We start from the raw sequence: 23980 nt of genomic DNA, 5'->3' as shown, positions 1-23980 counted from the left end.
GATGCGCGGAGGACCCGCCACGCGAGCGGGTCCTCCACGGTCTCACTGCTCGGGGCTGCCCGAGTCGACGTCGTCGCCGAGGTCGGCGTGGTCGTTCGTCCCGTGCAGGCCGTCGGGCATGTCCTCGGCGGACTGCTGGCGTTCGTCGGGGGCATCGGTGTCCGGCTGCTCGGGCGCCTCGGGCGTGGTGGACTCTTCGGCAGGGTCAGGCTGGCTGTAGCTCATGACCCGAACGGTAGGGCCGGGCCGCTCGGCCGTCCGTCATTCACGGCCGGGGTCCAGGTGCCCCGTACCCTCGGGCGCCTCGCGGCGATACAGTCACAGCGAGCGCTTGCGTACCGGGGGTACGGTCCGAAGGCGGCGCCGGGGCCCTGCCCTGGCGCGCGACCACCAGGTCGGACGAACGACGAACGGCAGGATGCGAGGCGACATGCAGGGCGGAGAGCAGCGAGCCATCCGAGTGGTGAGCTACAACCTGCGCGAGCACACCGCGAACGGGGAGCTGGCCGCGCTGGCGGAGGCGTCCCAGGCCGACGTGCTGTGCGTGCAGGAGTGCGACAGCAACGACCTGGCGCCCGAGGTCGGGGGGCTCACCCTCGCGGCGTCGACGAGCGCGAATCGGCTCGGGCTCGCGATCTACAAGCGCGACGACCGGTTCGACGTGCGCGACTTCACGATCCACTCGCTGCAGAAGTCCCTGCACGACCGCGTCCTGGCGCCCGCGCACGAGCGGCTCATCGCGATGCACCTCGAGGACCACGAGGCGGACGCGGAGGTCATCGTGGCGTCCTTCCACGCCTCGCCCCTGACGGCGACGAACAGCCTGCGGCGCAAGCAGATCGAGGCCGCGCACCAGTTCGTCCGTGACCTGTCGAGCGAGGCACCGGCGATCATGGTGGGGGACTTCAACTACCCCTGGTTCCAGACGAACCTCCGCAAGAAGATCGAGGAGCACGGCTTCGCCCTCTCGTTGAGCGACCAGCCGACCTACCTGCGGTACCGCCGGTTCACGGGCCACTTCGACTTCGCGACGAGCGTCGGTCTGCACATCGCGGGCGTCGAGACGCTCCCCGCGGGCATCTCGGACCACCGTCCGATCCTCGTCACCGCCCACTACGAGGCCCCCGCGATCAGCGGCGCTCCGTCGTCGGTCGCCGAGCCGGCGGCCTGACCCGCGCCACCCGCCGGGCCGGGAGGCGTGGTGCGGGCCGCTCCCGGCCCTCCCGTCCGTCGCGCCGGACGGGAGGCGTGGTGCGGGCCGGTCCCGGACCTCCCGTCCGTCGATGCCGGGCCGGGAGGCGCGGTGCGGACCGGTCCCGGCCTTCCCGTCCGCCGTCAGCGCCGGAGCGTCGCCCGCGCCAACCGGTTCCCGACGAACTGGCCGAGCTGCACGATGACGACGATCGTCGCGACCGAGATGTACACGATCCACCAGTCGTAGCGCTGCGACCCGTAGGTGATCGCGTACTCGCCGAGGCCGCCCCCACCGACCAGGGCGCCCTGCGCGGTCATGTCGACGATGCCGACGAAGATGAAGGTGTAGCCGAGCACGAGCGGCCCGAGTCCCTCGGGGATGAGCACCGTCAGCACGATCGCCAGCGGGTGCGCGCCGGCCGACCGCGCGGCCTCGACGACGCCCGGGTCGAGGGACACGAGGCTCTGCTCGACGATCCGGGCCACGGCGAACGCCGCCGCGAGGGAGATCGCGAACGTCACCGCGGGCACCCCGATCGTGGTGTCGACGACGCCTCGGGACAACGGTGCGACGGCGGCCAGGAAGATCACGAACGGGATCGGCCGGACGATGTTCACGACGACGTTGAGGACCGTGAAGACGCCGCGGTGTCCGAGCAGGTTGCCCGGTCGAGTGGCGTACAGGGCCAGGCCGAGCGCGAGCCCGATGACGCCCGCGACGACCAACGAGACGAGCGACATGACCAGGGTGTCCCGGATCGAGGACAGGTACACGTCGATCGTCGTCAGGAACCCCTGCAGTCCGGTGGTCATGAGCGGGCCTCCTCCGTTGTCGGGCCGTCGGCGATGTCCGGTGTCGGGGCGGTCGGTCGTTCCTCGTCCGCGGTGACCCCTGCCTGCCGGAGTGCCGCGAGTGCGCCATCGACCGCGGCGTCCGCGCCGGAGAGCTCGTAGGTGAGCGCGCCGATGCGGCGCTCGCGGATCTCGCTGACACCGCCGTACACGAGCTCCGCTCCGACGCCGGCCGCGGCGAACACCGCGTCGATCCGCGCCTGGAGGCCGTGCTCGTCCGTGATCCGCACGGTCACGAGCCGGCCGGGGTGGCGGTCGCGGAGCCGGGTGAGGGTCGCCGCGGAGGGCCGGTCGTGCAGCGCCGATCGGACGAATCGACGCGCGGCCTCGGTGCCCGGCGCCGAGAAGACGTCGTACACGTCGCCGACCTCGACGACGCGGCCGCGCTCCATGACGGCGACGCGATCGGCGATCTGCCGGACTGCGTCCATCTCGTGGGTGATGACCATGATCGTCACCCCGAGCTCGCGGTTCACGCGGCGGAGCAACGACAGGACCTCGGTGGTGGTCTCGGGATCGAGCGCGCTCGTGGCCTCGTCGGCGAGGAGCAGCGGTGGGTTCGTGGCGAGCGCCCGGGCGATGCCGACCCGCTGCTTCTGCCCGCCCGACAGCTGCTCGGGGTAGGCGTGCGCGCGGTCGAGCAGCCCGACGAAGTCGAGGAGCTCCGCCACCCGGCGGTCCCGTTCCTCGCGGGGGACCCCGGCGACGCGCAAGGGGTAGGCGACGTTGCCCGCGACCGTGCGCGAGCGGAACAGGTTGAACTGCTGGAAGATCATGCCGATGCGGCGTCGGGCCTGACGCCGGTCGCGTTCCGGCAGGCTCGTGAGCTCCTGACCGGCGACGGTGACCCGTCCCGACGTCGGCAGCTCGAGCGCGTTGACGAGCCGCACGAGCGTGGACTTGCCCGCACCGGAGTAGCCGATGATGCCGAGGACCTCGCCCTCCTCCACGTCGAGGGTGACGTCGTCGACTGCGACCACGGGGTCGTCGTGGTCGCGGCGGGCGTAGCGTTTCGAGACGGCCTCGAGGCGGACGAGCGCGGGCATGGGGCCTTCCGGTGGGGACGGGCGGACGCGCACGGCTCGTGACCGTGCGCGTCCGGGGTGGGGCGGGCCTCCCGGCTGGTGGGCTGGAGGGCCGACGGGTCAGCCCTGTGCGGCCTTCGCGTCCTGCTCGACGGACCGCAGCTCGTGCTGCAGTTCGGTCGCCGACGTGGAGCGCACGACCGCGTCCGGGTAGTCCTTCAGGAACACCTTCTGCACGGCGCTGTCGTGGAACAGCTTGGCCAACGCGAGGTACGTCGCGTCGTGGACGTCCGCCTTGCGCGCCGCGAACACGTTCACGTACGGGGCCGCCGAGGTGCTCGACGGGTCGTCCTGGTAGATCGCGTCGTGCTTCGACAGGCCAGCAGCGGTCGCGTAGTTGTTGTTCACGACGGCACCGTCCACCGAGCCGTTCTGCAGCGCGTTCGCCGTTTGCGAGGCGTCGACCGTCGTGACGTCGACCTTGTGCGACGTGATGTCGGCCGTCGTCGAGAACGCGCTCCCGCCGTCCCGGAGCTCCAACAGGTGGGCGGACTGCAGCACGAGCAGCGCCCGGGCCTCGTTGATGGCGTCGTTCGGGATCGCGATCTTCGCGCCGTCACGGAACCCGGACGGCTTGCTGACCGTCGTCGAGTAGAGCGGCAGCGGGTACACGGCGGTCGCGCCGATCGGCTGCAGCGTGTCGTGCGCCGTCACGTCGTAGTTCGCCAGGTACTGGATGTGCTGGAACTGGTTGAGGTCGACCTGCCCCTGCTTGAGCGCCGGGTTCGGGAGGCTGTAGTCCGAGAAGTTGACGAGCTTGACCGTCACGTCGAGTCGCGACTTCGCGAGCTTGGTGTACGTCGCCCAGTAGGGCAGGGACTTGTCGGCCACGCCGATCGTGACGGTCCTCGGCGCCGCGGAGGACGAGCCCGACGACGCGGTGTCGTCCCCGCCCCGGGTGGCGGCGACGACGATCGCGACGATGATCGCGACGACGACGACGATCGCGGCGATGATCCAGCCGAGGGGGCGTCGGCGGCGGGGGCGGTCGGGAAGGGTCGGTGCGGCGGACATCGGTGCTCCTGGTGCTCGGTGTGCGGTGGTGCGTCGTGCTGCTGCGTTCCGGCCGGTGCTGCGGCAGAACGTGGCTCCACTGTGCAGGCGCCCGTGGGGAGGGTCCACTCGCGTTCCGTCGTGTTACGGCGGAGTCCCTCGGGCGAGCGCGGGGCGGGCGGTGTCCCTCGGGCGAGCGCGGGTTGGGCGGTGTCCCTCGGGTGAGCGCTCCACGAACGGGGGACTTGGCCGGCCCGCGACGGCGGTGCACGATGATCCAGCCCACCGCCCCGCCCGTCCCTCGGGCCCACACCGGAGAAGACCGATGCCGTTCGTCCCCACCCTCACGGAACCGTTCCGCACCCAGCTCGTCGCTGCCGCTTCCGCGCGCGCCGCTGACCCGACGACCACCACCGCCTTCGTCGACTTCGTGCGACGCGAGTACCACGCGACGCAGGACTTCGAGCGCACCGCCGACGTCGCCGCGATCTGGGCGGCGTTCACGCACGTCCGCCCCGCGCGGTCCGTCCCGTCCGTGGCCACCGCGTCCGCCGCCTGACCGCAGCGGGCCGCCTGACCGCAGCGGGCAGCTGCGGTGCCGCGGGCCGCGGCGTGTTCCGTCCGCGCCCGCCGGGATCGGTCGACAACTCAGGACCGGGCCTCCCGGTCGGGAGGTGCGGCGCGGGTTCCGCACGATCCTCCTGATTCGTCGACCGAGGGGGGCCGGGCCGGGGTCAGCGGGGGCCGGTGCCGTCGCGGCGAGCACCGGCCAGCGCCGGTCCGGGCGGCTGCTCGCGGGCGCGCGCCTGCACACCGGTGCCTGTCGACGATTCAGGACCGGGCCTCCCGGTCGGGAGGCGCGGCGCGGGTTCCGCACGATCCTCCTGATTCGTCGACGGAGGAGGCGCGGGCCGGGGTCGGCGCGGGCCGGTGCCGCCGCGGCGAGCACCGGCCAGCGCCGGTCCGGGGTGGGTGCGCGCTGGTGCGCGCCTGCACACCGGTGCCTGTCGACGATTCAGGACCGCGCCTCCGGGCCGGGAGGCCCGGCGCGGGTTCCGCACGATCCTCCTGATTCGTCGACCAGCGACGGGGGCTGGGCGGGGTCGGCGCGGGCCGGTGCCGTCGCGGCGAGGGCCCTCCAGCGCCGCTTCGGGCGGATGCGCGCGGGCGCGCCTGCACACCGGTGCCTGTCGACGATTCAGGGCCGGGCCTCCCGGCCGGGAGGCGCGGCGCGGGTTCTGCACGATCCTCCTGATTCGTCGACCAGCGACGGCGGTCCTGATTCGTCGACCGAGGGGGGCCGGGCCGGGGAGGGCGCGGGCCGGTGCCGCCGCGGCGAGCACCGGCCCGCGCCGGTCCGGGCGGCTGCGCGCGGGTGCGCGCCTGCACACCGGTGCCTGTCGACGATTCAGGACCGCGCCTCCCGGTCGGGAGGACCGGCGCGGGTTCCGCACGATCCTCCTGATTTGTCGACCAGCGACGGGGGCTGGGCGGGGTCAGCGCGGGCCGGTGCCGTCGCGGCGAGCACCGGCCCGCGCCGGTCCGGGCGGCTGCGCGCGGGCGCGCGCCTGCACACCGGTGCCTGTCGACGATTCAGGACCGCGCCTCCCGGTCGGGAGGACCGGCGCGGGTTCCGCACGATCCTCCTGATTCGTCGACCAGCGACGGGGGCTGGCCACGCTTCGCCGGCCCACGCCGCGGGCGCGCGCCCCGCGCGCCCACGCCCCGCGCGCCCACGCCGCGCGCGGCCGCACCACGGGCGGGCCCGCATCCCGGGTAACGAGCATGTGAACGGACCCAGGGAGACGACCCCAGAACGGGGCACGCGACGGGGAGGCCCGGGCCGGCTCGAGCGCGTCCCCCGGCTCCCGGAGAACGCGCGTCCTCCGGGCGCTGCCGAGGGGTGCAGGACGAGCTCGGAAGCGCCCCGAACGGGGTACAAAGCCGGAGGGGTCGGAGGTCAGGGTCCGTCGATCGCGACCACGATGACGCCCGTGCCACGGAACCGGCCACAGGTCGCCGCGCCGCACAGCGCGCAGTCGGTCCCGCGCCGGTAGTGCTCGTGGGCCTGCCGCTCGTGTCCGCAGACGCACCGCTCGCGGGGGTCGACGTCGCGACGTGCCATCGGGTCCTCCGGGCGTGGTGGAACTGGGCGGGGCGGATGGTTCGACCAGGTCGGCCGTTGTCGATCCTATCCGCCGGACTCGCCCCTCATCGGGGGGCGATCGGGGGACAACTCGGGTGCTCATGGGGGTTCCCGGAGAACGGTCGCTCCCCGTCCGTGAGGAGCCCGGACCGCGCCCGTCCTCCAGGAGTCCGGCCCGGTGCCGCAGACGCCGACCCGCGTGTACCCCGACCGCGCAGGGTGGACAGAGGGCTCTTGTCCCTCGGGGGCGGGGAGCGTATGTTCCTGCTCACCACCACCCTTACCCGAGGGTGGCGAGGATCAGCTCCGGCCGGTCGGTTGCTCACCCGAGAACCCGAACCCGAACCGCCGACCGTGTCGACGTTGATCCACGCTGCACCACGAGGGCAGAAGGCTGCCCTCGCCGACCCTTCCCTGGCCGGCCGTACCGACCCGTCGGTGCGGGTCGATCGCGGAGGGGTCCAGACCGGCTCCCGAGGCCGGTCGTCACCCGAACCCGAAAAGTGGACACAGCATGAACCCGAACTTGCCTGCGCCCCTCAACGCCCCGATTCCGGCGGAACCGACGATCAGCATCGTCATCCCGGCACGGAACGAGGCGAAGAACCTGGCGCTCGTCCTGCCCACCCTGCCGCCGGTGCACGAGGTCATCCTCGTGGACGGCGACTCGATCGACGGCACCGCCGCGACCGCGAAGGCCGTCATGCCCGACATCCGCGTCGTGTCCCAGACCCGGCGCGGCAAGGGCAACGCCCTCGCCTGTGGTTTCGCCGTGGCGACGGGTGACGTCATCGTCATGTTCGACGCCGACGGTTCCGCCGACCCCACCGAGATCCCGCGCTTCGTCGAGGCGCTGGTGGCCGGGGCCGACGTCGCCAAGGGCTCGCGCTTCCGCCTCGGCGGTGGCAGCGAGGACATCACCGGCGTCCGTCGCGTGGGGAACGCCGGGCTCAACGTCCTGACGAACCTGCTGCTCGGCACCGACTACACGGACCTGTGCTACGGCTTCAACGCGTTCCGCCGGTCCGTGCTCCCGCACCTCGACCTGCCCGCCGTCGACGCCGCGCCCGCGGCCGACGGTCGGATGCTCTGGGGCGACGGGTTCGAGATCGAGACGATCATCAACTGCCGGATCGCGTTCGCCGACCTGGCCGTCGTCGAGGTCCCGAGCGTCGAACGACTGCGGATCCACGGCGAGAGCAACCTCAACGCCGTGTCGGACGGCTTCCGCGTGCTCAAGACGATCCTCGACGAGCGCACGCGCGGCCTGGCCGCTCGCCGCGTCGCCCGGACCGCCGCGAGGACCAGATCGGTGCACCCCGCCGGGGGCGCGATCGCGGTGCCGGCGCGTCAGCGTCGGGACGTCGCGTGACGGTGTGGAACCCCGCCGTCAGCGTCGTCGTCTGCGCGTACACGCAGCGACGGTGGGGTGACCTCCAGGACGCCGTCGACTCCGCGCTCCTCCAGCCGGAGGCCACCGAGGTCGTCGTCGTCATCGACCACGAGCCGGAGCTCCTCCGCATGGCGCAGACGCGCTGGCCGCACCTCACGGTCGTGGCGAACCGTGGTCCCCAGGGTCTGTCCGGTGCTCGGAACACCGGCATGCACGTCGCGTACGGAGACGTCGTCGCGTTCCTCGACGACGATGCCACCGCGGCCGAGGACTGGCTCCGTCATCTCGTCGCCCCGTTCACCGACCCGAAGGTGATCGCGGTCGGCGGGCGGGCGGAGCCGGTCTGGCCCGCGGGTGCCCGTTCGGCGATGTACCCCGACGAACTCCTCTGGATCGTCGGTTGCAGCCACCGCGGCCTCCCCGAGGAGCTCGCCGAGGTCCGCAACGTCCTCGGCTGCTCCATGGCGTTCCGGCGTCGTCCGGCGCTGGCCGCGGGCGGCTTCGACACCGACACCGGTCGCGTCGGCGCGGTCCCGCTCGGCGGCGAGGAGACGGAGCTCTGCATCCGCCTCCGGCAGCAGGACCCGGAGGCGCGCATCCTGCTCGACCCCCGAGCCGTCGTGCACCACCGGGTGAGCGCCGACCGCGCCACGTGGTCGTACGTCCGCAGTCGGAGCTACCACGAGGGCATCTCGAAGGCGATCCTGGGCCGCAAGCTCGGCCGCGAGGACGCCCTGTCCAGCGAGACCGCCTACGCCGCGCACGTGCTGCCCGCCGCCCTCGTCCGCGAACTCGGCCAGGTGGGGCGCGGTGGTGCGCGCCGCATCGCTGCGATCGCCCTCATGGCGGCGGCGACGATCGCGGGGTACCTCCGCGCGGCACGGGCGACGCCGACGCTCGGTGCCGCCACGGTCCTCCCGTCCGTCCCCATGGTGACCGGACCCGCGTCATCCGTTCCGGCCCTCCCGTCCGTCGGTCTGGAGGCGCGACACCCGTCCGCCTCGCAGCTCCGCGGCGAGGTGGTGTCCGGGTGAGCGACCAGGTCCTCACCCCCGCCGTGTCGACGCCGGCACGCACGACCATCGGTCGTCGCGTGACGCTCGACTCGATCTGGATCCTCGCCGGCTACGCCGTGACGAGCGCCTCCGGGTTCGTGTTCTGGGTGGTCGCGGCGCGGATCATCCCGCCGGGGAAGCTCGGCGTCGACACCGCGATCTTCTCGATCTTCACGGCCGCGGCGCAGGTCGCGGCGTCCGGGATCGGGGACGCCCTGCTCGTCATGTTGCCGGGGCTGCGTCGCTGGCGCCGACCGCTCTACCGCGTCGGCGTCCTGACCGCGGTGCTCGTCGCGACGGCCGCCGGGGTCGTCGCGGGCGTGCTCGTCGTCCGGTTCGTCGACCCCGCCGCCCCCGCGTGGTCGGTCGTGCTCGGCGTCACGCTCTCGAGCGTCGTGTGGACGCTGTTCGTCCTCAAGGACCCGGTGCTCACCTCGCTCGGTGGGGCCCGGCTCAATCTGACGATGAACGGTCCGGTCAACCTCGCCAAGCTCGCGCTCATCCCGGTGCTCGTCGCACTGGTCGGCGCGGTCGGCAACCCCGTGCTCGTCGCCGCGGTCCTCCCGGCGGCCGGGGCGCTCGTCGTCGCCTACGGGATCCTGATCCCCCGGAGGATGCGCACGTTCGTCCCGGTCGTCGGGAACGCCGCGGAGCCGGGCCCGGAGGTCGCTCCCGCGTCCACCGACGAGGAGCGGCCGTTCCGCCGGTTCGCGGCCTTCGCGGGCCGGGTCGGCGTCGCGAACGGCCTGTACCTCGGTGGGGTGCTCATCATGCCGTTCCTCGTGACGACCGTCGCGGGCAGCGCGCAGGGCGCCCTGTTCGCGCTGTGCTTCCAGATCGGGCAGGTGCTCGACCTCGTCGTCATCGCGATCGGCACCTCCATGGCGACCCACGCGTCCACGAACCGCAGCGAGGCGGGCGCGCTCGCGTTCCGCACCTGGCTCGCCGTGGTGACCATCGTCGGGCTCGGGGTGGTCGCCCTCGTCGCGCTCGCGCCGTTCGTCCTCGGTCTCCTCGGGCACTACTACGTCGCCGCCGGCGGCGTGGCGGTGCTCAGCACGCTCGCGATCGGCTCCGTGCTGCGGACGGCGTACGAGGTGTGGGGGTCCATGCAGCGATCGCTGCACCGCACCACCGCGGTCCTCGTCGTGAGCGCGTCGTCGACCGTCGTCCTCGTGCCCGTCGCGATCCTGTGCATCGGCGCCTGGGGCGCGCTCGGCGGGGCCATCGCTATGGTCGTCACCACGGTCGGCCTCGCCACGGTCGGGTTCGTCGGGCTCCTCCGCGCCCGACGCGCGCCGGGCACGGGCCGACACAGCGCCGTCGCCTCGCCCGCCCCGATCGCGGGAGGCGCCGCGTGACCATCGGAACCGACCGCGTGCTGCACCGTCCCATGACGAGCCCCGTTCCTCCCGTGTGGGCCGGCGCCCTCTGGGTCGGCGACCTCGACGTCCGCGAGCTCGACGACGCCGTCGCCCGGGACACCGAGGTGCTGCGGCTCGACGGCGCCGAGGGCTACCGGGGTGCCCGGCTCCTCGTCCGTCGCGGCGACACGGTGCTCGGCTTCGTCGAGGTCCCGGTCGTGGCCGGGGGCCTCGCGATCCCGGTGCTCGTCGACGCGGCCGCGCGGTTCGACCGGGGTGCCGCGGAACGCGCCGAGTCCTCGGCGCCGGACACCACCGCGGCGACCGTGACCGTCGTGATCTGCACCCGCGACCGGGCCGACCAGCTCCGGGACGCCCTGCGGAGCGTGCTCGCGGTCGACCATCCGGCGTTCGACGTCGTCGTGGTGGACAACGCGAGCGCGACGACGGCCACCGCGGACCTCATCGCGAACGAGTTCACGGACCCGCGTGTGCGCCTCGTGCACGAGGCGGTCCCGGGGCTGTCGAGCGCACGGAACACGGGCCTCCGACACGCGACGGGCGACGTCGTCGCGTTCACGGACGACGACGTCGTGGTCGATGCGGGTTGGTTGACGGCGATCACCCGCGCCTTCGCGAGCGCGCCGGACGTCGAGTGCGTGTCGGGACTCGTGCCGAGCGGCGAACTCAGGACGCCGGTGCAGCGGTACTTCGACGACCGCGTGTCCTGGTCCCGGAACCTGCGTCGCCGCGAGTTCCGGCTCGCCGAGCAGCCCGCCGACCTGCCGATGTTCCCGTTCTCGGTCGGCGAGTTCGGCACGGGCGCGAACTTCGCCCTCCGTCGGCGCACCGCTCTGGAGCTCGGCGGGTTCGACACGGCGTTCGGCGCCGGGACCCGCACGGGCGGCGGCGAGGACCTCGACGTGTTCACCCGGGTGCTGTTCGCCGGCGGGGCGCTCGTCGTCGACCCGTCCGCGCTCGTGTGGCACCGCCACCGCTCCGACCTGGCGGCGCTCCGATCGCAGGCGAAGGGCTACGGCGTCGGGCTCGGCGCGTGGCTCACGAAGGTGGCCCTCGAGCCCCGCATGGCGGCCCGCGCTGCCCGTCGTGCGCCCCAGGCCTTCGTCCGGCTCGTCGGCAAAGGCGCCGGCGGGCTGGCGGAGGGACCCGAACACGCCGTCGGCGGCACGGACGCGAGTCCGCCGCCGACGGTGGGGTCCGCTCCCGCCGGCAGTGTGACCGCGATGTTGATGGGCTCGACCGCCGCGGCCGTTCCGACCACCGCCGGTTCGGCCGCCGCGACGGCCCTGACCGAGCCCACGGCGCTCGCCGCGACCCCGACACACGAGGAGCTCGCCCGCGAGGTCCGCCGCGTCGGCCGGCTCGAACTCGCGAGCGTCCTGCTCGGTCCCGCCCGGTTCCTCCGGCAGCGGTGGGACGGAGCGACCGTCCTCGACCCCGCGTCGCGCACCGCGGTGACCGACGCCGGCGCGCCGGCCACGGCCTCCACCATGCCGATCCGACGCCCCACCCCCTGGGGCATCGTCGCGGCGCTCGTCGCCCTCGTCGGGCTGACCGCACTCGTGCCCGACACCGCGGAATGGTGGCGCGGCATCGCCGTCGGCGCCCTCGTGCTCGTCGGACCGGGCGCGGCCCTGCGGACCTGGATCGACATGCGACCCTCGACGACCCTCGTGGTGGTGCCCGCGACGGGCATCGCGGTCACGATCCTCCTCACCGCTGCCATGGCGGTCACGGGCATCTGGGGCGTGGACGGGGCGCTCGTCGTGATCGCACTCCTGACCGCCGCCGGCGGCCTCGACCGGTGGGTCCTCGCGGGACGGCGACCCGAACGCCGCACCGCCCATCGGTCGAGGGTCCCGCGGTTCGAACGCTGGCTCACCGAACGGGCCACCGTCGTCCGTGGCCGCCTGCGTCCCGTGCGCCGCCACGGACGCGCCGAGGAGGGAGCCTCGTCGTGACGACACCGACCCTCCTCCTCGCGGGCCTGCGGGCCACCGGGTTCCGGTCCGCCAGCGTCACCGTTCCGCGGTCGCGCGCGCACGTCGTCGTGGCGACCCGGCTCGTCGTCGTGGCGGCACTCGTGGTGGCGGTGGTGTCGATCCCCGCGATCCCGTCCGCGACGCACACCACCCTCGGGCTGCTGTTCGCCGGCGTGCCCGGCGTGCCGATCGCGATCGGTCTGTCCGGCCTCGGGTTCGTGCTCGCGGTCCGGTCGGCCTCCGTCGTCGACGCGTGGGTGGCGACCGTCGTGTCGGTGCTGTGCATGCGCCTCCCGATCGCCCTCGGGGCCGGCGCGCCGATCTACAGCTGGACCTACAAGCACCTCGGGGTCGTCGACTGGATCCAGCACCATGGCCACGTCGCCACGGGGGTCGACATCTACGCGGGGTGGCCCGGTGTGTTCGCGGCGATCGCGTGGTTCTCGACCGCCACGGGGATCTCGCCGGTGTCGATCGCGCAGTGGTTCGAGGTCGGCGCGGACATCGCCCTCGTCGGCGCCGTCGGCGCCCTCGCACGGTCCCTCGGGACGTCGCGACTGAGCGCCGTCACCGCCGCGTTCATCGTCGGCGTCGCGAACTGGGTCGGCCAGGACTACCTGTCTCCGCAGGCCGTGTCGTTCCTCCTCGGGATCGTCATCGTCACGCTCCTGGTCCGCAGCCGCACGCGTCCGGTGCTCGGGTGGCTGACCCTGCCCCTGTTCGCCGCGATCGCGGTGTCCCACCAGTTGACGCCGTACTGGCTGCTCGTCGTCGCGGCCGCGTTCGGCGTGCTCGGCACGGTCCGGCCGCGGACGATCGTCATCCCGTTCGGGATCCTCGCCGGCCTCATGGTGCTGCTCAACTGGCACCTCGTGCAGGAGTACACGACGGGGCAGGCGTTCGACCCGCTCGCGAACGCGCAGACCGCGTCGACCGGTGCCGGCAGCATCGGCATGACGGTGACGGCACTCGCGGCGCGGGCGGTGTCCCTCGGCGTCTGGGGATCGGCCGGGTTGCTCGTCCTGGCCGGGCTCCGTCCCGACCGCTTCGGCGGCACACGGCTCCGCCGCTGGAGCACCCTCCGGCTGGCGGTGGTCGCCTTCGCGCCGTTCGCGCTCCTCGCCGGGCAGAGCTACGGCGGCGAGGCCATCTACCGCGTGTTCCTGTACTCCGTCCCCGGCTGCGCCGTCCTCATCGCGCCGGTGCTCGTCCGGTGCATCCGCGCGGGCGTCCGGGGCCGCGTCGACATCCGGACGGGAGGCGCGGTCCACGCCCGTCGATCGAGGAGCGTCGTGCTCGCCGGTCGCCTCGCCCTGACGGGGACGGCGGTCGTCGTCGTCGTGGCGTCGCTCGCATCCGGGCAGGCGGTCTACGGTGCCTGGTTCTCCAACCTCGTGACGCCGGCCGAACTCAGCGTCAGCACGCAGCTGCTCGAGACCGCGCCCGTGCCGTCCCAGCTCCTCGCGCCGGCCGCCGCCGGACCCGGGCGGATGACGGAGCAGTACGTCGACCAGGCGCGCGTGGACCCGCAGTTCGACGCGAGCATGACGACCTGGGCGGGGTGGGCCGGACAGTCCTTCCGGGACCCGGCCGTCGAGCAGAAGCTCACCACGGCCCTCCGGGGCGGCGGGCGCCCGGTCTACATGCTCATCACGGACCAGATGGTCGACTGGGCCGAGTACAACGGCACGTACCCCCACGGCGCGCTGCAGCGGCTCAGCGGACAGATCGCTGCGGACCCGCGCTGGACCACCGTCGTGTCGGCGCCCGGCGTGGTGCTGTACCGGCTGACGGGGACGACCTCGTGACCGCGATCGCGCGTCGTCCGGACCCCGCGCTGCCGACACCGACGGCCGTCCGCGTGGGCGCTCCCGCCACCGAGCGGCGGTGGGAGGACACTCGTGCCGACCCCGACACCTGACGCGTTCCCCGTCGCCCGGGTCGTCGAGCACGGCGGGGTGCCCCTCCACGACCGCACCACGCGACACGGCGGGACGGCTCGGCACGGGGGTTCGGCGCTCGCGCGTGCCTCGGACGGCGGGCGCACGATCCCGGTCCCACGGCGGCGTCGCCCCCTGCTGTGGATCGTCGTGCTCGCCGGGGTGGTCGTCGTGGCGCTCGTCGTCGCCTGGGCCGTCCGGGCGCGAGGAGGAGACCCGGTGACCCAGCCCGCGCCGACCCCGAACGGGACACCGTCCTCGACCCCGAGCCCGTCCGGCGTCGTGCGCGACGACTTCGACGGCACCGCGGGGTCTCCGCCCGACCCGTCCGTCTGGACCGCACAGACCGGGGCCGGTGGCTGGGGCAACGGCGAACTGCAGACCTACCAGGCGGCGAACGGCGTGCTCGACGGCAGCGGGCACCTCGTGCTCACCGCGCACGTCGGGGGCACCCCCGCCACGCCGACCTACACCTCGGCCCGGCTGACCACCGCCGGCAAGTTCTCGTTCACGACCGGCACGCTGTCCGCCCGGATCGAGCTGCCCGACGGCCAGGGGCTCCTGCCCGCGTTCTGGTTGCTCGGCTCGGACGTCGACCACGTCGGATGGCCCGCGGCCGGTGAGGTGGACATCGTCGAGACGCCGAACACCACCGCGGACTCGGTGCACACCGTCCACGCGCCGAGCACCACCTCGGACACCCAGGACGTCGCGTCGAGCACGACCGTCCACCACAGCACCCCGCTGAGCGACGGCTTCCACGTGTACTCGGTGTCGCGCACCGCCGACAGCATCACGACCGCCATCGACGGTCACACTGCGATGCGCATCACCCGCTCCACCGCTCCGCCGACCATGCGCTGGGTGTTCGACCAGCCGATGGACGTCCTGTTCAGCCTCGCCGTCGGCGGGAACTGGCCCGGTCCGCCGGACGCGTCCACCCCCACGACGTCACGGATGGTCATCGACTGGATCCAGGTGGATTCCCGAGCCTGACGATCGTGGTTGGCTCGGGGCATGCCCATCGTGTCGACCCCCGTCGCCGACCTCGAGTACCACGACGACGGACCGGCCGACGGCACCCCGGTCCTGCTGCTCCACGGGTTCCCCGACACGCCCGCGACCTGGGACGGTGTGCTCGCGCTCCTGCCCGACGACGTCCGGGCGATCCGGCCGATGCTCCGCGGGGTGGGTGCGAGCCGGGTCCGTGACGACGCCGCCGACGCCCGGTCCGGTCAGGTCGCCGCGCTCGCCGCCGACGTCCTCGACCTGGCCGACGCGCTCCGACTCGACCGGTTCCTGCTCGTCGGGCACGACTGGGGCGCCAGGGCCGCGCACGCCGTCGCCGTGCTCGCTCCCGAGCGACTCACCGGACTCGTCACGATCGCCACGCCGTACGGGGACCGGGGACACCTGAGCGCGGCGGAACGACTCGACGACGCCGCGGTCGCCTGGTACCGGTACTGGCTCTGCACCGAGGCCGGCGCGCGGGCCTTCCGCACCGACCCCACCGCGCTCGTCCGGTGGGCCTGGGCCAACTGGTCCCCCTCGCTCCGGCTCGACCCCACCGAGGAGCAGGCCATGCTCGGGGCGTTCGACACGGACGAGTTCGCCGCCGACGTCGTGCACTACTACCGACACGGTGCGGGCGAGGCGCCCGGCTCGCCCCGGTACGCCTCGACCCAGGCGCTCCTCGACACGTGGCCGGCGATCACGGTGCCGACGACCTTCCTCATCGGCACGGCCGACGGGTGCGAGACCCTGCCCGCAGCCCGGGGCAACGAGGCGTCCTTCGCGAGCGGACGCGACCTCGTCGAGCTCCCCGGCGTGGGCCACTTCGTCCAGCGTGAGGACCCCGTCGCCGTCGCCGCCGCCGTCCGCGCACACCTCGACCGCGTGCGCCTCGCCACCGGCGCCTGAGGGGCCCCCGCACCGTGCGCAGCATCGAGCTCGTCTTCGACGACGCCACCGACGGCGCCCTCCGTGCCGGATGGCGGGCACTGGTCGACGCGGGGCTCCCGAGCCTCGCGCTCCACGACAGCCCGTCGAACCGGCCGCACGTGACCCTGGTTGCCGGGCCGACGCTGGAACCGGTGCCGTCCCTCCCGGCCGTCGCCGCCACCCACCCTGCCGAGGTGCGGTTCGGCGGCCTCACCCTGTTCCCGGCCGCCCGCGGGCGGTTCGTGCTCGTGCGCGCCGTCGTCGTGTCCGAGGCACTCGGCGCGTTCCACCGCCGCGTCCACGAGGTCGTACCCGGGGGTCTCCCGACGAGCCTGCCGGACGCCTGGTCGCCACACGTCACCATCGCGCGACGCCTGCCGCCCGAGGCGCTCCCCGCCGCGGTCTCCGCGCTCGCGGCGGCCCCTGTGCCCGAGTTCGGCGCGGTCGCCGGCGTCCGGTTCTGGGACGGGGACGAGCGGGTGGTGACGCCCCTCACCGGTGTGTGAGGCGCGACCGCGCTGCCGCGTGACCGCGCTGCCGCGTGACCGCGTGACCGCGTGACCGCGCGACCGCGTGACCGCGCGACCGCGTGACCGCGTGACCGCGTGACCGCGTGACCGCGCGGACTCCCGGCTGTGTGACCGCGTGTGTCGACAACGCAGGAAAAGGGCGTCTCCGGCGGCGTCGGGCCTCCGCTCCGGACTTGCGTTCCTGCGTTGTCGACGGGGCGCTCGGGATTCGAGGCAGCTGCTGTTGCTCCGGTCCGTTCCGTCCGCCCACCCCGTCCGGCCGTTCCGTCCGTTGGCTTCTCCCGTTTGCTCCTCCCGTTCGCTCCGCTGCGACGTGGACAACGCAGGAAGACCGCGTTCACTCGGGGTCGGGTCCCGGCAGCGGCACCATTTTCCTGCGTCGTCGACGGGTCGCTGCCGCCCCGAGGCGGGTGCCGTTCCTCCGGGTCGTTTCCACCGTTCGCTGTGACCGCTCGCTGCGATCGTGCGCTGCGCACGGTTCGCTCCGCTGTCGTGTCGAGAACGCAGGAAGACGGCGTCGCCGTTGAGGGGGGCTTCGCCATTCGCGCCGATTTCCTGATTCATCGACGGTCGGGATGCGACGGGACGGGACGGGACGGGACGGGACTGGGCAGGGCGGGAGGCGCGGCGCCTCCGGACGGGAGGCGCGGTGCCGGCAGGGCGGGAGGCGCGGCACGGGAGGCGCGACCGGACCGGAGGCGCGGCGCGACTGGACCGGAGGCGCGGCGCGACCGGACCGGAGGCGCGGCGCGACCGGACCGGAGGCGCGGCGCGACCGGAGGTGCGGCGGGCGCGACCGGACAGGAGGCGTGGCGCCGACGAGCGGCACGTGACGTCGCGACGACGGGTGCGGCCCGGCCACCGAGGCCGGGCCGGGAGGCGCGTCAGACCCCGAGGACGCGCTCGCCGAACGCGGACGCGAACCGCCGTTCCGGGTCGATCCGGGCGACGAGGGACCGGAACGCGGGGAGCCGTGGGTAGATCGCCGCGATGGCATCCGGCCCGAGGGACGACATCTTGCCCCAGTGGGGCCGTGCGTCGAACGGGACGAGCGCGGCCTCGATGTCCGGCAGCAGCGCGGCGACCTCGTCGACGTGACGACGCCAGGTGAACGCGATGCACAGCGTCCCGGACCCCTGACCGGGGCTGAGCCACAGGTCGTCAGGAGCGGTGGTCCGGAGCTCTGCGACGTGGAGGTGTGGGCGGATGCGGTCGCCGAGCGCGTGGACGGCGTCGAGTGCCTCGGCGGCCCGGTCGAGCGGCACGAAGTGCTCGCTCTGGATCTCGGACCCGACCGACGGCACCGTGCCCACGGTGAAGTGGGGGAGGCGGTCCCACCATGGTCCGGGCGTGCCGTCGCGGGCCGTGCGGTGGTCGTCACCCGGTAGCGGCGGCAGGCGATGTGCGCCGACGATGGCCTCGGGCACGGCGACGTCGTCGGCGCCGTCGGGGATCCGCGTCTTCACGAGGACCTCGCGCACCGTGCCGTCCCAGTTCGTGAAGCAGCACACGCTCGTCCCGGCGGCGAAGACCTCGCGCACGGACCCGAGGAACGCCGTCCAGGGGATCGCGCCGTATGCGTCCTGGCGCATCCGGTAGGTGGGCTCGACGTCCAGTGTGATCCGGGTGACCACCCCGAGGAGGCCCAGGTGGAGCACCGCGCCCGCGTGCTCCGGGTCGCCTCGGACGATCCGGTGCAGCGTGCCGTCCCCGCCGACGAACTCGAGACCGGCGACCGCTGACGACAACGACCCCAGGCGGGTGCCGGAGCCGTGCGTTCCGGTGGCGGTGGCGCCTCCGACCGAGATGTGCGGCAGCGAGCCCATGTTGTGGAGCGCGAGACCCGCGGCGTCGAGCGCGGGAGCGACGTCGCCGTACCGCGTGCCGGCGCCGAGCGTCACCGTCCGGCGGTCCGGCGCGATCTCCAGGTCGGCGGGGATCGCTGTGACGTCCACGAGCACGCCCGGTCCGTCGGCGACGTCGTTGAACGAGTGGCGGGTGCCGATGCCGCGCACCCGTTCGGCTCCCGACACGAGTTCCTGCACGGCCTCGATCGAGGTGGGGCGTTCGATGCGCTCGGCGGTGTACGTGTAGGTGCCCGCCCAGTTCAGCTCGCTCGTCATCGCGCCCATGGGGGTCACCCTCTCATGCGACGGGAGGCGTCGGTCCGTCCGACCCGTCGCACCCGTCGGTCAGACGGACAGACGGGTCGTGTCGGTCGCGTGTCGGTCGCAGCGCAGCGCGTCGGTCGGTCGGTCGGTCGGTCGGTCGGTCGCACCGAGGGTCAGTGCGTGGGCGACGGCACGAGGCCCGGCGCGAGCTCCGGCTTGCGGACCATCGCGGAGGCGGCGATGCCGAACAGCGAGATGATCGCGCCGACGAGGAACGCCGTCCGGACGCCGGCTGCGGTCGCATCGACCGAGACCGCCGAGCTCGCGCCCCCACCCGCGGCAGCGGTGCCGATCGCCATGAGGGTGACGAAGAGGGCGGTCCCCGCAGCTCCTGCCAGCTGCTGAGCCGTTCCGAGCAGCGCCGACCCGTGCGAGTACAGGTCGGGCGTGAGTCCACCGAGTCCCGCGGTGAACAACGGCGTGAAGGTGAGCGCGAGCCCGATGCTGAGGAGCACGTGCGCCGCGAGCACGAACCACACGCTCGTGGTCGGACTGAGCATCGTGAACATCCACAGCACGACGCTCACGAGGACTGCGCCCGGCACCGCGAGCACCTGCGCGCCGTGCTGGTCGTACAGCCGCCCGACCACCGGCGAGAGCAGACCCATGACGAGCCCGCCGGGCAGGAGCAGCAGACCGACCTGCAGGACGGGCAGCCCGAGCACGGTCTCGAGGTAGATCGGCAGCAGGATCAGCGTGCCGAACATGGCGATCATCGCGATGCACATGGCGATGATCGCGATGGTGAACGTCCGCACCCGGAACGTCCGCAGGTCGAGCAGCGCGCGGTCCCGTCGCTGCAGGGACCGTTGCCGCGCGATGAACCCCACGAGCGCGACGAGTCCGACCGTGAGCGCGACGACGGGAGCCCAGATGCCCCCGCTGCCGATCGTCGCGATGCTGGACAGGCCGTACACGATCCCGCCGAAGGCGAACGCGGACACGATGACGGACCCGACGTCGAGTGGGACGCGTCGTGGCGTGGAGACGTTCCGCACCTTGAGGAGCCCGATGACCAGGGCCGCGAGCGCGATCGGGAGGACGAAACCGAACATGGACCGCCATGTGAACGACTGCAGGATGAGCCCCGAGATCGTGGGCCCGATCGCCGGCGCCACCGAGATCACGATCGAGATGTTGCCCATCACGCGGCCACGGCGCTGCGGCTCGACGAGAGTCAGCACGGTCGTCATGAGCAGGGGCATCATGATCGCCGTTCCGCTCGCCTGCACGACCCGGCCGACGAGCAACACCGGGAACCCCGGCGCGAGCAGGGCGATCACGGTGCCCGCCGAGAACAGGCTCATCGCCCATGTGAACACGGGCCGCGTCGGGAACCGCTCGAGCAGGAACCCGGTGATCGGGATCACGACCGCCATGGTCAACATGAACCCGGTGGTGAGCCATTGCCCCGTCGTCGCGCTGATGTCCAGGTCCGTCATGAGCCGCGGGAGGGCCACGCCCATGATCGTCTCGTTCAGGATGACGACGAACGCGGAGACGAGCAGGAGTCCGATGACCAGGCGCGCGGTCGCCGGGGACGTCGACGACGGCCCGGCTGGCTCGGAACGAGCGCTGGTGATCAGGGTGGCGGCGTCGGGATCGGCCATGGACCGAGGCTAGCGGCCTCCTGTGACATCGGACAGGGTCAGCTGGACGTCCAGGGAGCCCGGGGCCAGCGTGGCGACGCTCAGCGCGCGACCGCGTCGAACGACCGCAGCCGGAACAGCCCGAGCAGCGTCCCGACGACGACCGCGGCGGCGAACACCACGCCCGTCGCGGTCAGTCCGACGGCATGGCTGAGCAGCCCCGCCGCGACGGCGGGGACGGAGATCGCCAGGTACGCCACCACGAAGTACGTGGTCGTCGTCGCGGTGCGGTCCGCTGCCGCCGTGGCGCCCGTGACGGTCCGGAGGCCCGCCATGAACAGGAGGCCCTGCCCGGCCCCGGCGAGCACTGCGGACGCGATGAGGGTGGGCAGCGACGCGGCGAGCAGAGCGACGACGAGCACCGCCATGCCGACGACGAGGCCGACGGTCCCGACGAGGACGAGTGCCCGGTTCGAGAGGGGACGGAGCGACACCTGCGCCGCCGCGGAGGCGCCGAACAGCAGGAACGTCACGGTCCCGACGACCGCGGGCGAGTGCACCCCGATGACCGTGCCGACGAAGTTCGGCGCGATCGACGAGAACAGCCCGCACACCGCGAACCCCGTGACCGCCCCGATGGCGGCCGCGCCGAAGACCGACCGGGTCTCCGACGGGACGCGCGGCGGTTGCAGCCGGAACGGCGTCCGCTCACCGGCGGTCTCGCGCATCGTGAGCAGGGCGAACCCCGCGATGACGAGCAGTCCGGCGTGCACCACGTACGGCGCGCGGAGGGGCCACGGGGTGACGGTCGCGACCACGCCCGCCATGAGCATGCCGAGTCCGAGCCCGCCGATGTTCCCCGCGGTGGCGAGCGCTCCGGCGAGCTTCTCGCGGCCCCGGGGGGCGGCCTCGAGCACCGCGACCGTGGCGGTGGACGTGAAGATGCCCGCGGAGAACCCCGAGAGCACGCGCCCCGCGTACAGGAGCCACTCGGGGGTGCCGACCGTGAACAGCCCCGCCGAGAGCAGGGACAGCGCGATGCCGACGAGGAGCGCCGGTCGTCGGCCGATCGTGTCCGACAGGCGGCCGACGAGCACGAGCGCGAGGATCACGCCACCGGCGTAGACCGCGAACAGCACGGTCGTCGCGGCGCTGCCGAACCCGAAGTGCGCCTCGTAGGTCGGGTACAGCGGCGTCGGGATGGTCGTCCCCATCATGACGGCGGTGAAGACGTAGACGGCGGCGACGAGTCCGGGCACCCGTCCGACCGTACTCGGCGGCGTCAGTGCAGGATGTCGAACGACCCGCCGTTGGCGTGAGGCACGACCGAGCGCACCGCGACGTCGGTGACGGTGGCCGACGGCGGCCCGACGTGGAGGAGCTCCATGAGCGTGTCGACCGCGGTCTCCGGTCCCTCGGCCTCCACCTCGACCGTCCCGTCGAACAGGTTGCGTGCGTACCCGGCGAGCTCGAGCCCGTCCGCCTTCCGTGCGGTCCAGTAGCGGAATCCGACCCCCTGGACCGATCCGGACACGACGGCGTGCATCCTCGTGATCGGTGTCATGCCGCCCACTGTAGGAGCGGCGCGTTTCATGGCCGTCACGGCCCGTTTTCGTCGCGGTGACGATCCGGCCGCACCTCTGCCGATTCGCGTCCGCGGAGGGATGGGGTCATACTGACCTCATCAGTTCGGGTCACTCCGACCAGAACCCGATGGACCAGGATCGTGATGACCACACCGGACCGCGACATCCGCGTCGCCGTGTCGACGGTCATCGTGGCGCTCCGACGGCACCCCGAGACGGGCGAACTCGCGCTGGCGATGCCCCTGGTCCGCCGGGTGGCCGAGCCGTTCGAGGGGTCCTGGGCGCTGCCCGGTGGATGGGTCGGCGTCGACGAGGGCCTCGAGGAGTCCGCGGCCACCCGGCTGTTCGAGACCACCCGCGTGCAGCCCCGGTACCTCGAGCAGCTGTACGCCTTCGGCGACGTCGACCGATCGCCGGACCGGGTGGTCTCGATCGTCTACTGGGCGCTCGTCCGCGGCGACGAGACGCCCGGTGTGCCCGACGACTGGAACGTCCGCTGGTTCTTCGCCGAGCACCTGCCACGACTCGCCTTCGACCACGACCGCATCGTCGACTACGCGCTGTGGCGCCTCCGGAACAAGGTCGGCTACTCGCGGATCGCCCAGGCGTTCCTCGGCGACCGCTTCACGCTCGCCGAGCTCCGCAGCGTCCACGAGGCGATCCTCGGCCGCCGCCTGGACCCGGCGAACTTCCGCCGGCAGGTGGCCCAGTCCGACGCGATCGTCGCGACCGACGAGCTGTCCTCGGGAGGCCGTCACCGGCCGGCGCGCCTGTACCGCTCCAACCCCCTCCTCGCCTTCGCCGACAACGGGCCCCTCGGATCCGACCGGCCCCCAGCACCACCGACGGGAACCTGATGTCCATCGCAACCACCATCGACCTCATCTCGAACGGTCGCGCGGCCGGCAGCACCTGCACGCCCGACCTCGCCGCTCCCACCTGGACCTTCGATGCCCGGCCCGGCTACGGTCCCGGGTCCTCGATGTCCGACCTCATCCCCACCTCGGCGCCGCGCCAGGGCGTGATCCCGGAGGAGTACCGGAGCGCGTCGGAGGCCGAGCTGCACGCCCGGATCGAGGCCGCCAAGGCCACCCTCGGCGATCGGGTCGTCGTGCTCGGGCACTTCTACCAGCGCGACGAGGTCGTGCGGCACGCGGACTTCCTCGGCGACTCCTTCCAGCTCGCGAACGCCGCGCTCACCCGTCCCGACGCCGAGGCGATCGTGTTCTGCGGCGTCCACTTCATGGCCGAGACCGCGGACGTCCTCGCCCGCCCCGAGCAGCACGTCATCCTGCCGAACCTCGCCGCCGGGTGCTCGATGGCGGACATGGCCGACATCGACAGCGTCGAGGCGGCCTGGGAGCAGCTCGAACTCCTGTACGGCACCGAGCCCGACGCCGACGGCCGCGTGCCGGTGATCCCGGTCACCTACATGAACTCGGCGGCGGACCTCAAGGCGTTCTGCGGTCGTCACGGCGGCATCGTCTGCACGTCCTCGAACGCCGCGACCGTCCTCGAGTGGGCGTTCGAGCGCGGCCAGCGCGTCCTGTTCTTCCCGGACCAGCACCTCGGGCGGAACACCGCGAAGGCGATGGGGGTCAGCACCGACCGCATGCCGATGTGGAACCCCCGGAAGCCGCTCGGCGGCAACGACGCCGCAACGCTCCAGGCGGCCCAGGTCGTCCTGTGGCACGGGTTCTGTTCCGTGCACCGCCGGTTCACCGTCGAGCAGATCGAGCAGGCGCGCGCCGCCGATCCCGACGTCGTCGTGGTCGTGCACCCCGAGTGCCCGATGGAGGTCGTCGACGCCGCGGACGTCGCCGGCAGCACCGACCTCATCCGCAAGGTCGTCGCCGCGGCCGAGGAGCCCACGACCTTCGCGATCGGCACCGAGATCAACATGGTGAACCGGCTGGCGGCCGAGTTCCCGCAGCACGACATCTCCTGCCTCGACCCCGTGGTGTGCCCGTGCTCGACGATGTACCGGATCCACCCGGGCTACCTCGCATGGGTGCTCGAGGCGCTGGTCCGCGGCGAGGTCCTCAACGAGGTCCGCGTCCCGGACGACATCGCGGCCGACGCGCGGGTCGCGCTCGAGCGCATGCTCGCCGCACGCCCCCGCCCCCTCGCGCCCGCTC

At 73.2% G+C, this 23980-nt stretch carries 21 protein-coding genes; 12 read left to right on the top strand and 9 right to left on the bottom strand.

Annotated features, from left to right (window positions below; all coding sequences use genetic code 11):
- Positions 1-42: 42 nt before the first annotated feature.
- The gene (locus DEI92_RS15090; RefSeq protein WP_111011606.1) at positions 43-225 is read right to left on the bottom strand and encodes a hypothetical protein; all 183 of its coding nucleotides are present in this window, start codon (positions 223-225) and stop codon (positions 43-45) included.
- A 205-nt stretch (positions 226-430) separates the two neighbouring features.
- Here DEI92_RS15090 and DEI92_RS15085 point away from each other — a divergent pair, with 205 nt between their 5' ends.
- Positions 431-1171, top strand: a complete 741-nt coding sequence (locus tag DEI92_RS15085) for an endonuclease/exonuclease/phosphatase family protein (protein ID WP_258368790.1) — start codon at positions 431-433, stop codon at positions 1169-1171.
- Positions 1172-1335: 164 nt separating this feature from the next.
- Here the strand turns inward: DEI92_RS15085 and DEI92_RS15080 are convergent, their stop codons facing one another.
- From DEI92_RS15080 to DEI92_RS15070, 3 genes are all read right to left on the bottom strand, one after another.
- Positions 1336-2007: a methionine ABC transporter permease gene (locus DEI92_RS15080; protein ID WP_111011605.1), complete on the bottom strand. Its 672-nt coding sequence runs from the start codon at positions 2005-2007 to the stop codon at positions 1336-1338.
- Positions 2004-3092 (bottom strand): methionine ABC transporter ATP-binding protein, encoded by a 1089-nt coding sequence (locus DEI92_RS15075; RefSeq protein ID WP_111014090.1) that lies wholly within the window; start codon positions 3090-3092, stop codon positions 2004-2006. The genes DEI92_RS15080 and DEI92_RS15075 overlap by 4 nt, the downstream gene beginning before the upstream one ends.
- A gap of 99 nt (positions 3093-3191) precedes the next feature.
- Positions 3192-4145, bottom strand: coding sequence for a MetQ/NlpA family ABC transporter substrate-binding protein (locus DEI92_RS15070; RefSeq protein WP_111014089.1), 954 nt, complete (start codon positions 4143-4145; stop codon positions 3192-3194).
- 304 nt (positions 4146-4449) lie between these two features.
- Between DEI92_RS15070 and DEI92_RS15065 the strand changes: the two genes are divergently transcribed.
- On the top strand, positions 4450-4683 hold the full coding sequence (locus DEI92_RS15065) for a hypothetical protein (protein ID WP_111011648.1): 234 nt from the start codon (positions 4450-4452) through the stop codon (positions 4681-4683).
- 1401 nt (positions 4684-6084) lie between these two features.
- Here the strand turns inward: DEI92_RS15065 and DEI92_RS16610 are convergent.
- Positions 6085-6249, bottom strand: coding sequence for a hypothetical protein (locus DEI92_RS16610; protein WP_181434970.1), 165 nt, complete (start codon positions 6247-6249; stop codon positions 6085-6087).
- A gap of 535 nt (positions 6250-6784) precedes the next feature.
- On the opposite strand from DEI92_RS16610, the gene DEI92_RS15060 reads away from it, so the two are divergent.
- From DEI92_RS15060 to DEI92_RS15025, 8 genes are all read left to right on the top strand, one after another.
- On the top strand, positions 6785-7642 hold the full coding sequence (locus DEI92_RS15060) for a glycosyltransferase family 2 protein (RefSeq protein WP_111011649.1): 858 nt from the start codon (positions 6785-6787) through the stop codon (positions 7640-7642).
- Positions 7639-8697 (top strand): glycosyltransferase family 2 protein, encoded by a 1059-nt coding sequence (locus tag DEI92_RS15055; protein WP_181434968.1) that lies wholly within the window; start codon positions 7639-7641, stop codon positions 8695-8697. Before DEI92_RS15060 ends, DEI92_RS15055 begins: the two co-directional genes overlap by 4 nt.
- The gene (locus DEI92_RS15050) at positions 8694-10079 is read left to right on the top strand and encodes a lipopolysaccharide biosynthesis protein (protein ID WP_111014087.1); all 1386 of its coding nucleotides are present in this window, start codon (positions 8694-8696) and stop codon (positions 10077-10079) included. Before DEI92_RS15055 ends, DEI92_RS15050 begins: the two co-directional genes overlap by 4 nt.
- Positions 10076-12064: a glycosyltransferase family 2 protein gene (locus DEI92_RS16605; RefSeq protein WP_220037512.1), complete on the top strand. Its 1989-nt coding sequence runs from the start codon at positions 10076-10078 to the stop codon at positions 12062-12064. The genes DEI92_RS15050 and DEI92_RS16605 overlap by 4 nt, the downstream gene beginning before the upstream one ends.
- Positions 12061-13893 (top strand): hypothetical protein, encoded by a 1833-nt coding sequence (locus tag DEI92_RS15040; protein ID WP_111014086.1) that lies wholly within the window; start codon positions 12061-12063, stop codon positions 13891-13893. Before DEI92_RS16605 ends, DEI92_RS15040 begins: the two co-directional genes overlap by 4 nt.
- Positions 13894-13986: 93 nt before the next feature.
- Complete coding sequence (locus DEI92_RS15035) at positions 13987-15021, top strand: glycoside hydrolase family 16 protein (protein WP_111014085.1); 1035 nt, start codon at positions 13987-13989, stop codon at positions 15019-15021.
- Positions 15022-15042: 21 nt separating this feature from the next.
- Complete coding sequence (locus tag DEI92_RS15030) at positions 15043-15945, top strand: alpha/beta fold hydrolase (protein ID WP_111014084.1); 903 nt, start codon at positions 15043-15045, stop codon at positions 15943-15945.
- Between the two features lie 14 nt (positions 15946-15959).
- Entirely contained in the window at positions 15960-16472 is a 513-nt protein-coding gene (locus tag DEI92_RS15025; protein WP_111014083.1) for a 2'-5' RNA ligase family protein, read from the top strand.
- A gap of 908 nt (positions 16473-17380) precedes the next feature.
- On the opposite strand, the gene DEI92_RS15020 is transcribed toward DEI92_RS15025, so the two are convergent.
- The 4 genes from DEI92_RS15020 to DEI92_RS15005 all read right to left on the bottom strand — a co-directional run bounded on the left by DEI92_RS15020 (position 17381) and on the right by DEI92_RS15005 (position 21820).
- Entirely contained in the window at positions 17381-18628 is a 1248-nt protein-coding gene (locus tag DEI92_RS15020) for an FAD-binding protein (RefSeq protein WP_111014082.1), read from the bottom strand.
- Positions 18629-18780: 152 nt separating this feature from the next.
- Positions 18781-20277: a DHA2 family efflux MFS transporter permease subunit gene (locus DEI92_RS15015; protein ID WP_111014081.1), complete on the bottom strand. Its 1497-nt coding sequence runs from the start codon at positions 20275-20277 to the stop codon at positions 18781-18783.
- 80 nt (positions 20278-20357) lie between these two features.
- On the bottom strand, positions 20358-21515 hold the full coding sequence (locus DEI92_RS15010; RefSeq protein ID WP_220037511.1) for an MFS transporter: 1158 nt from the start codon (positions 21513-21515) through the stop codon (positions 20358-20360).
- Between the two features lie 23 nt (positions 21516-21538).
- Positions 21539-21820 carry an acylphosphatase gene (locus tag DEI92_RS15005; protein WP_258370229.1) on the bottom strand — a complete coding sequence of 94 codons (282 nt, stop codon included), beginning with the start codon at positions 21818-21820 and terminating at the stop codon, positions 21539-21541.
- Between the two features lie 165 nt (positions 21821-21985).
- Between DEI92_RS15005 and DEI92_RS15000 the strand changes: the two genes are divergently transcribed.
- Positions 21986-22699 carry an NUDIX domain-containing protein gene (locus tag DEI92_RS15000; RefSeq protein WP_111014079.1) on the top strand — a complete coding sequence of 238 codons (714 nt, stop codon included), beginning with the start codon at positions 21986-21988 and terminating at the stop codon, positions 22697-22699.
- Positions 22699-23980 (top strand): quinolinate synthase NadA (nadA, locus tag DEI92_RS14995; protein WP_111014078.1); only part of this gene is annotated, 1282 nt, incomplete at its 3' end. The genes DEI92_RS15000 and nadA, both read left to right, overlap by 1 nt.

This window comes from Curtobacterium sp. MCBD17_034 (assembly GCF_003234515.1).
GTDB lineage: Bacteria > Actinomycetota > Actinomycetes > Actinomycetales > Microbacteriaceae > Curtobacterium.
Note: the sequence above shows the minus strand (reverse complement) of the source record. Positions and strands in the feature narration are given on the sequence as shown.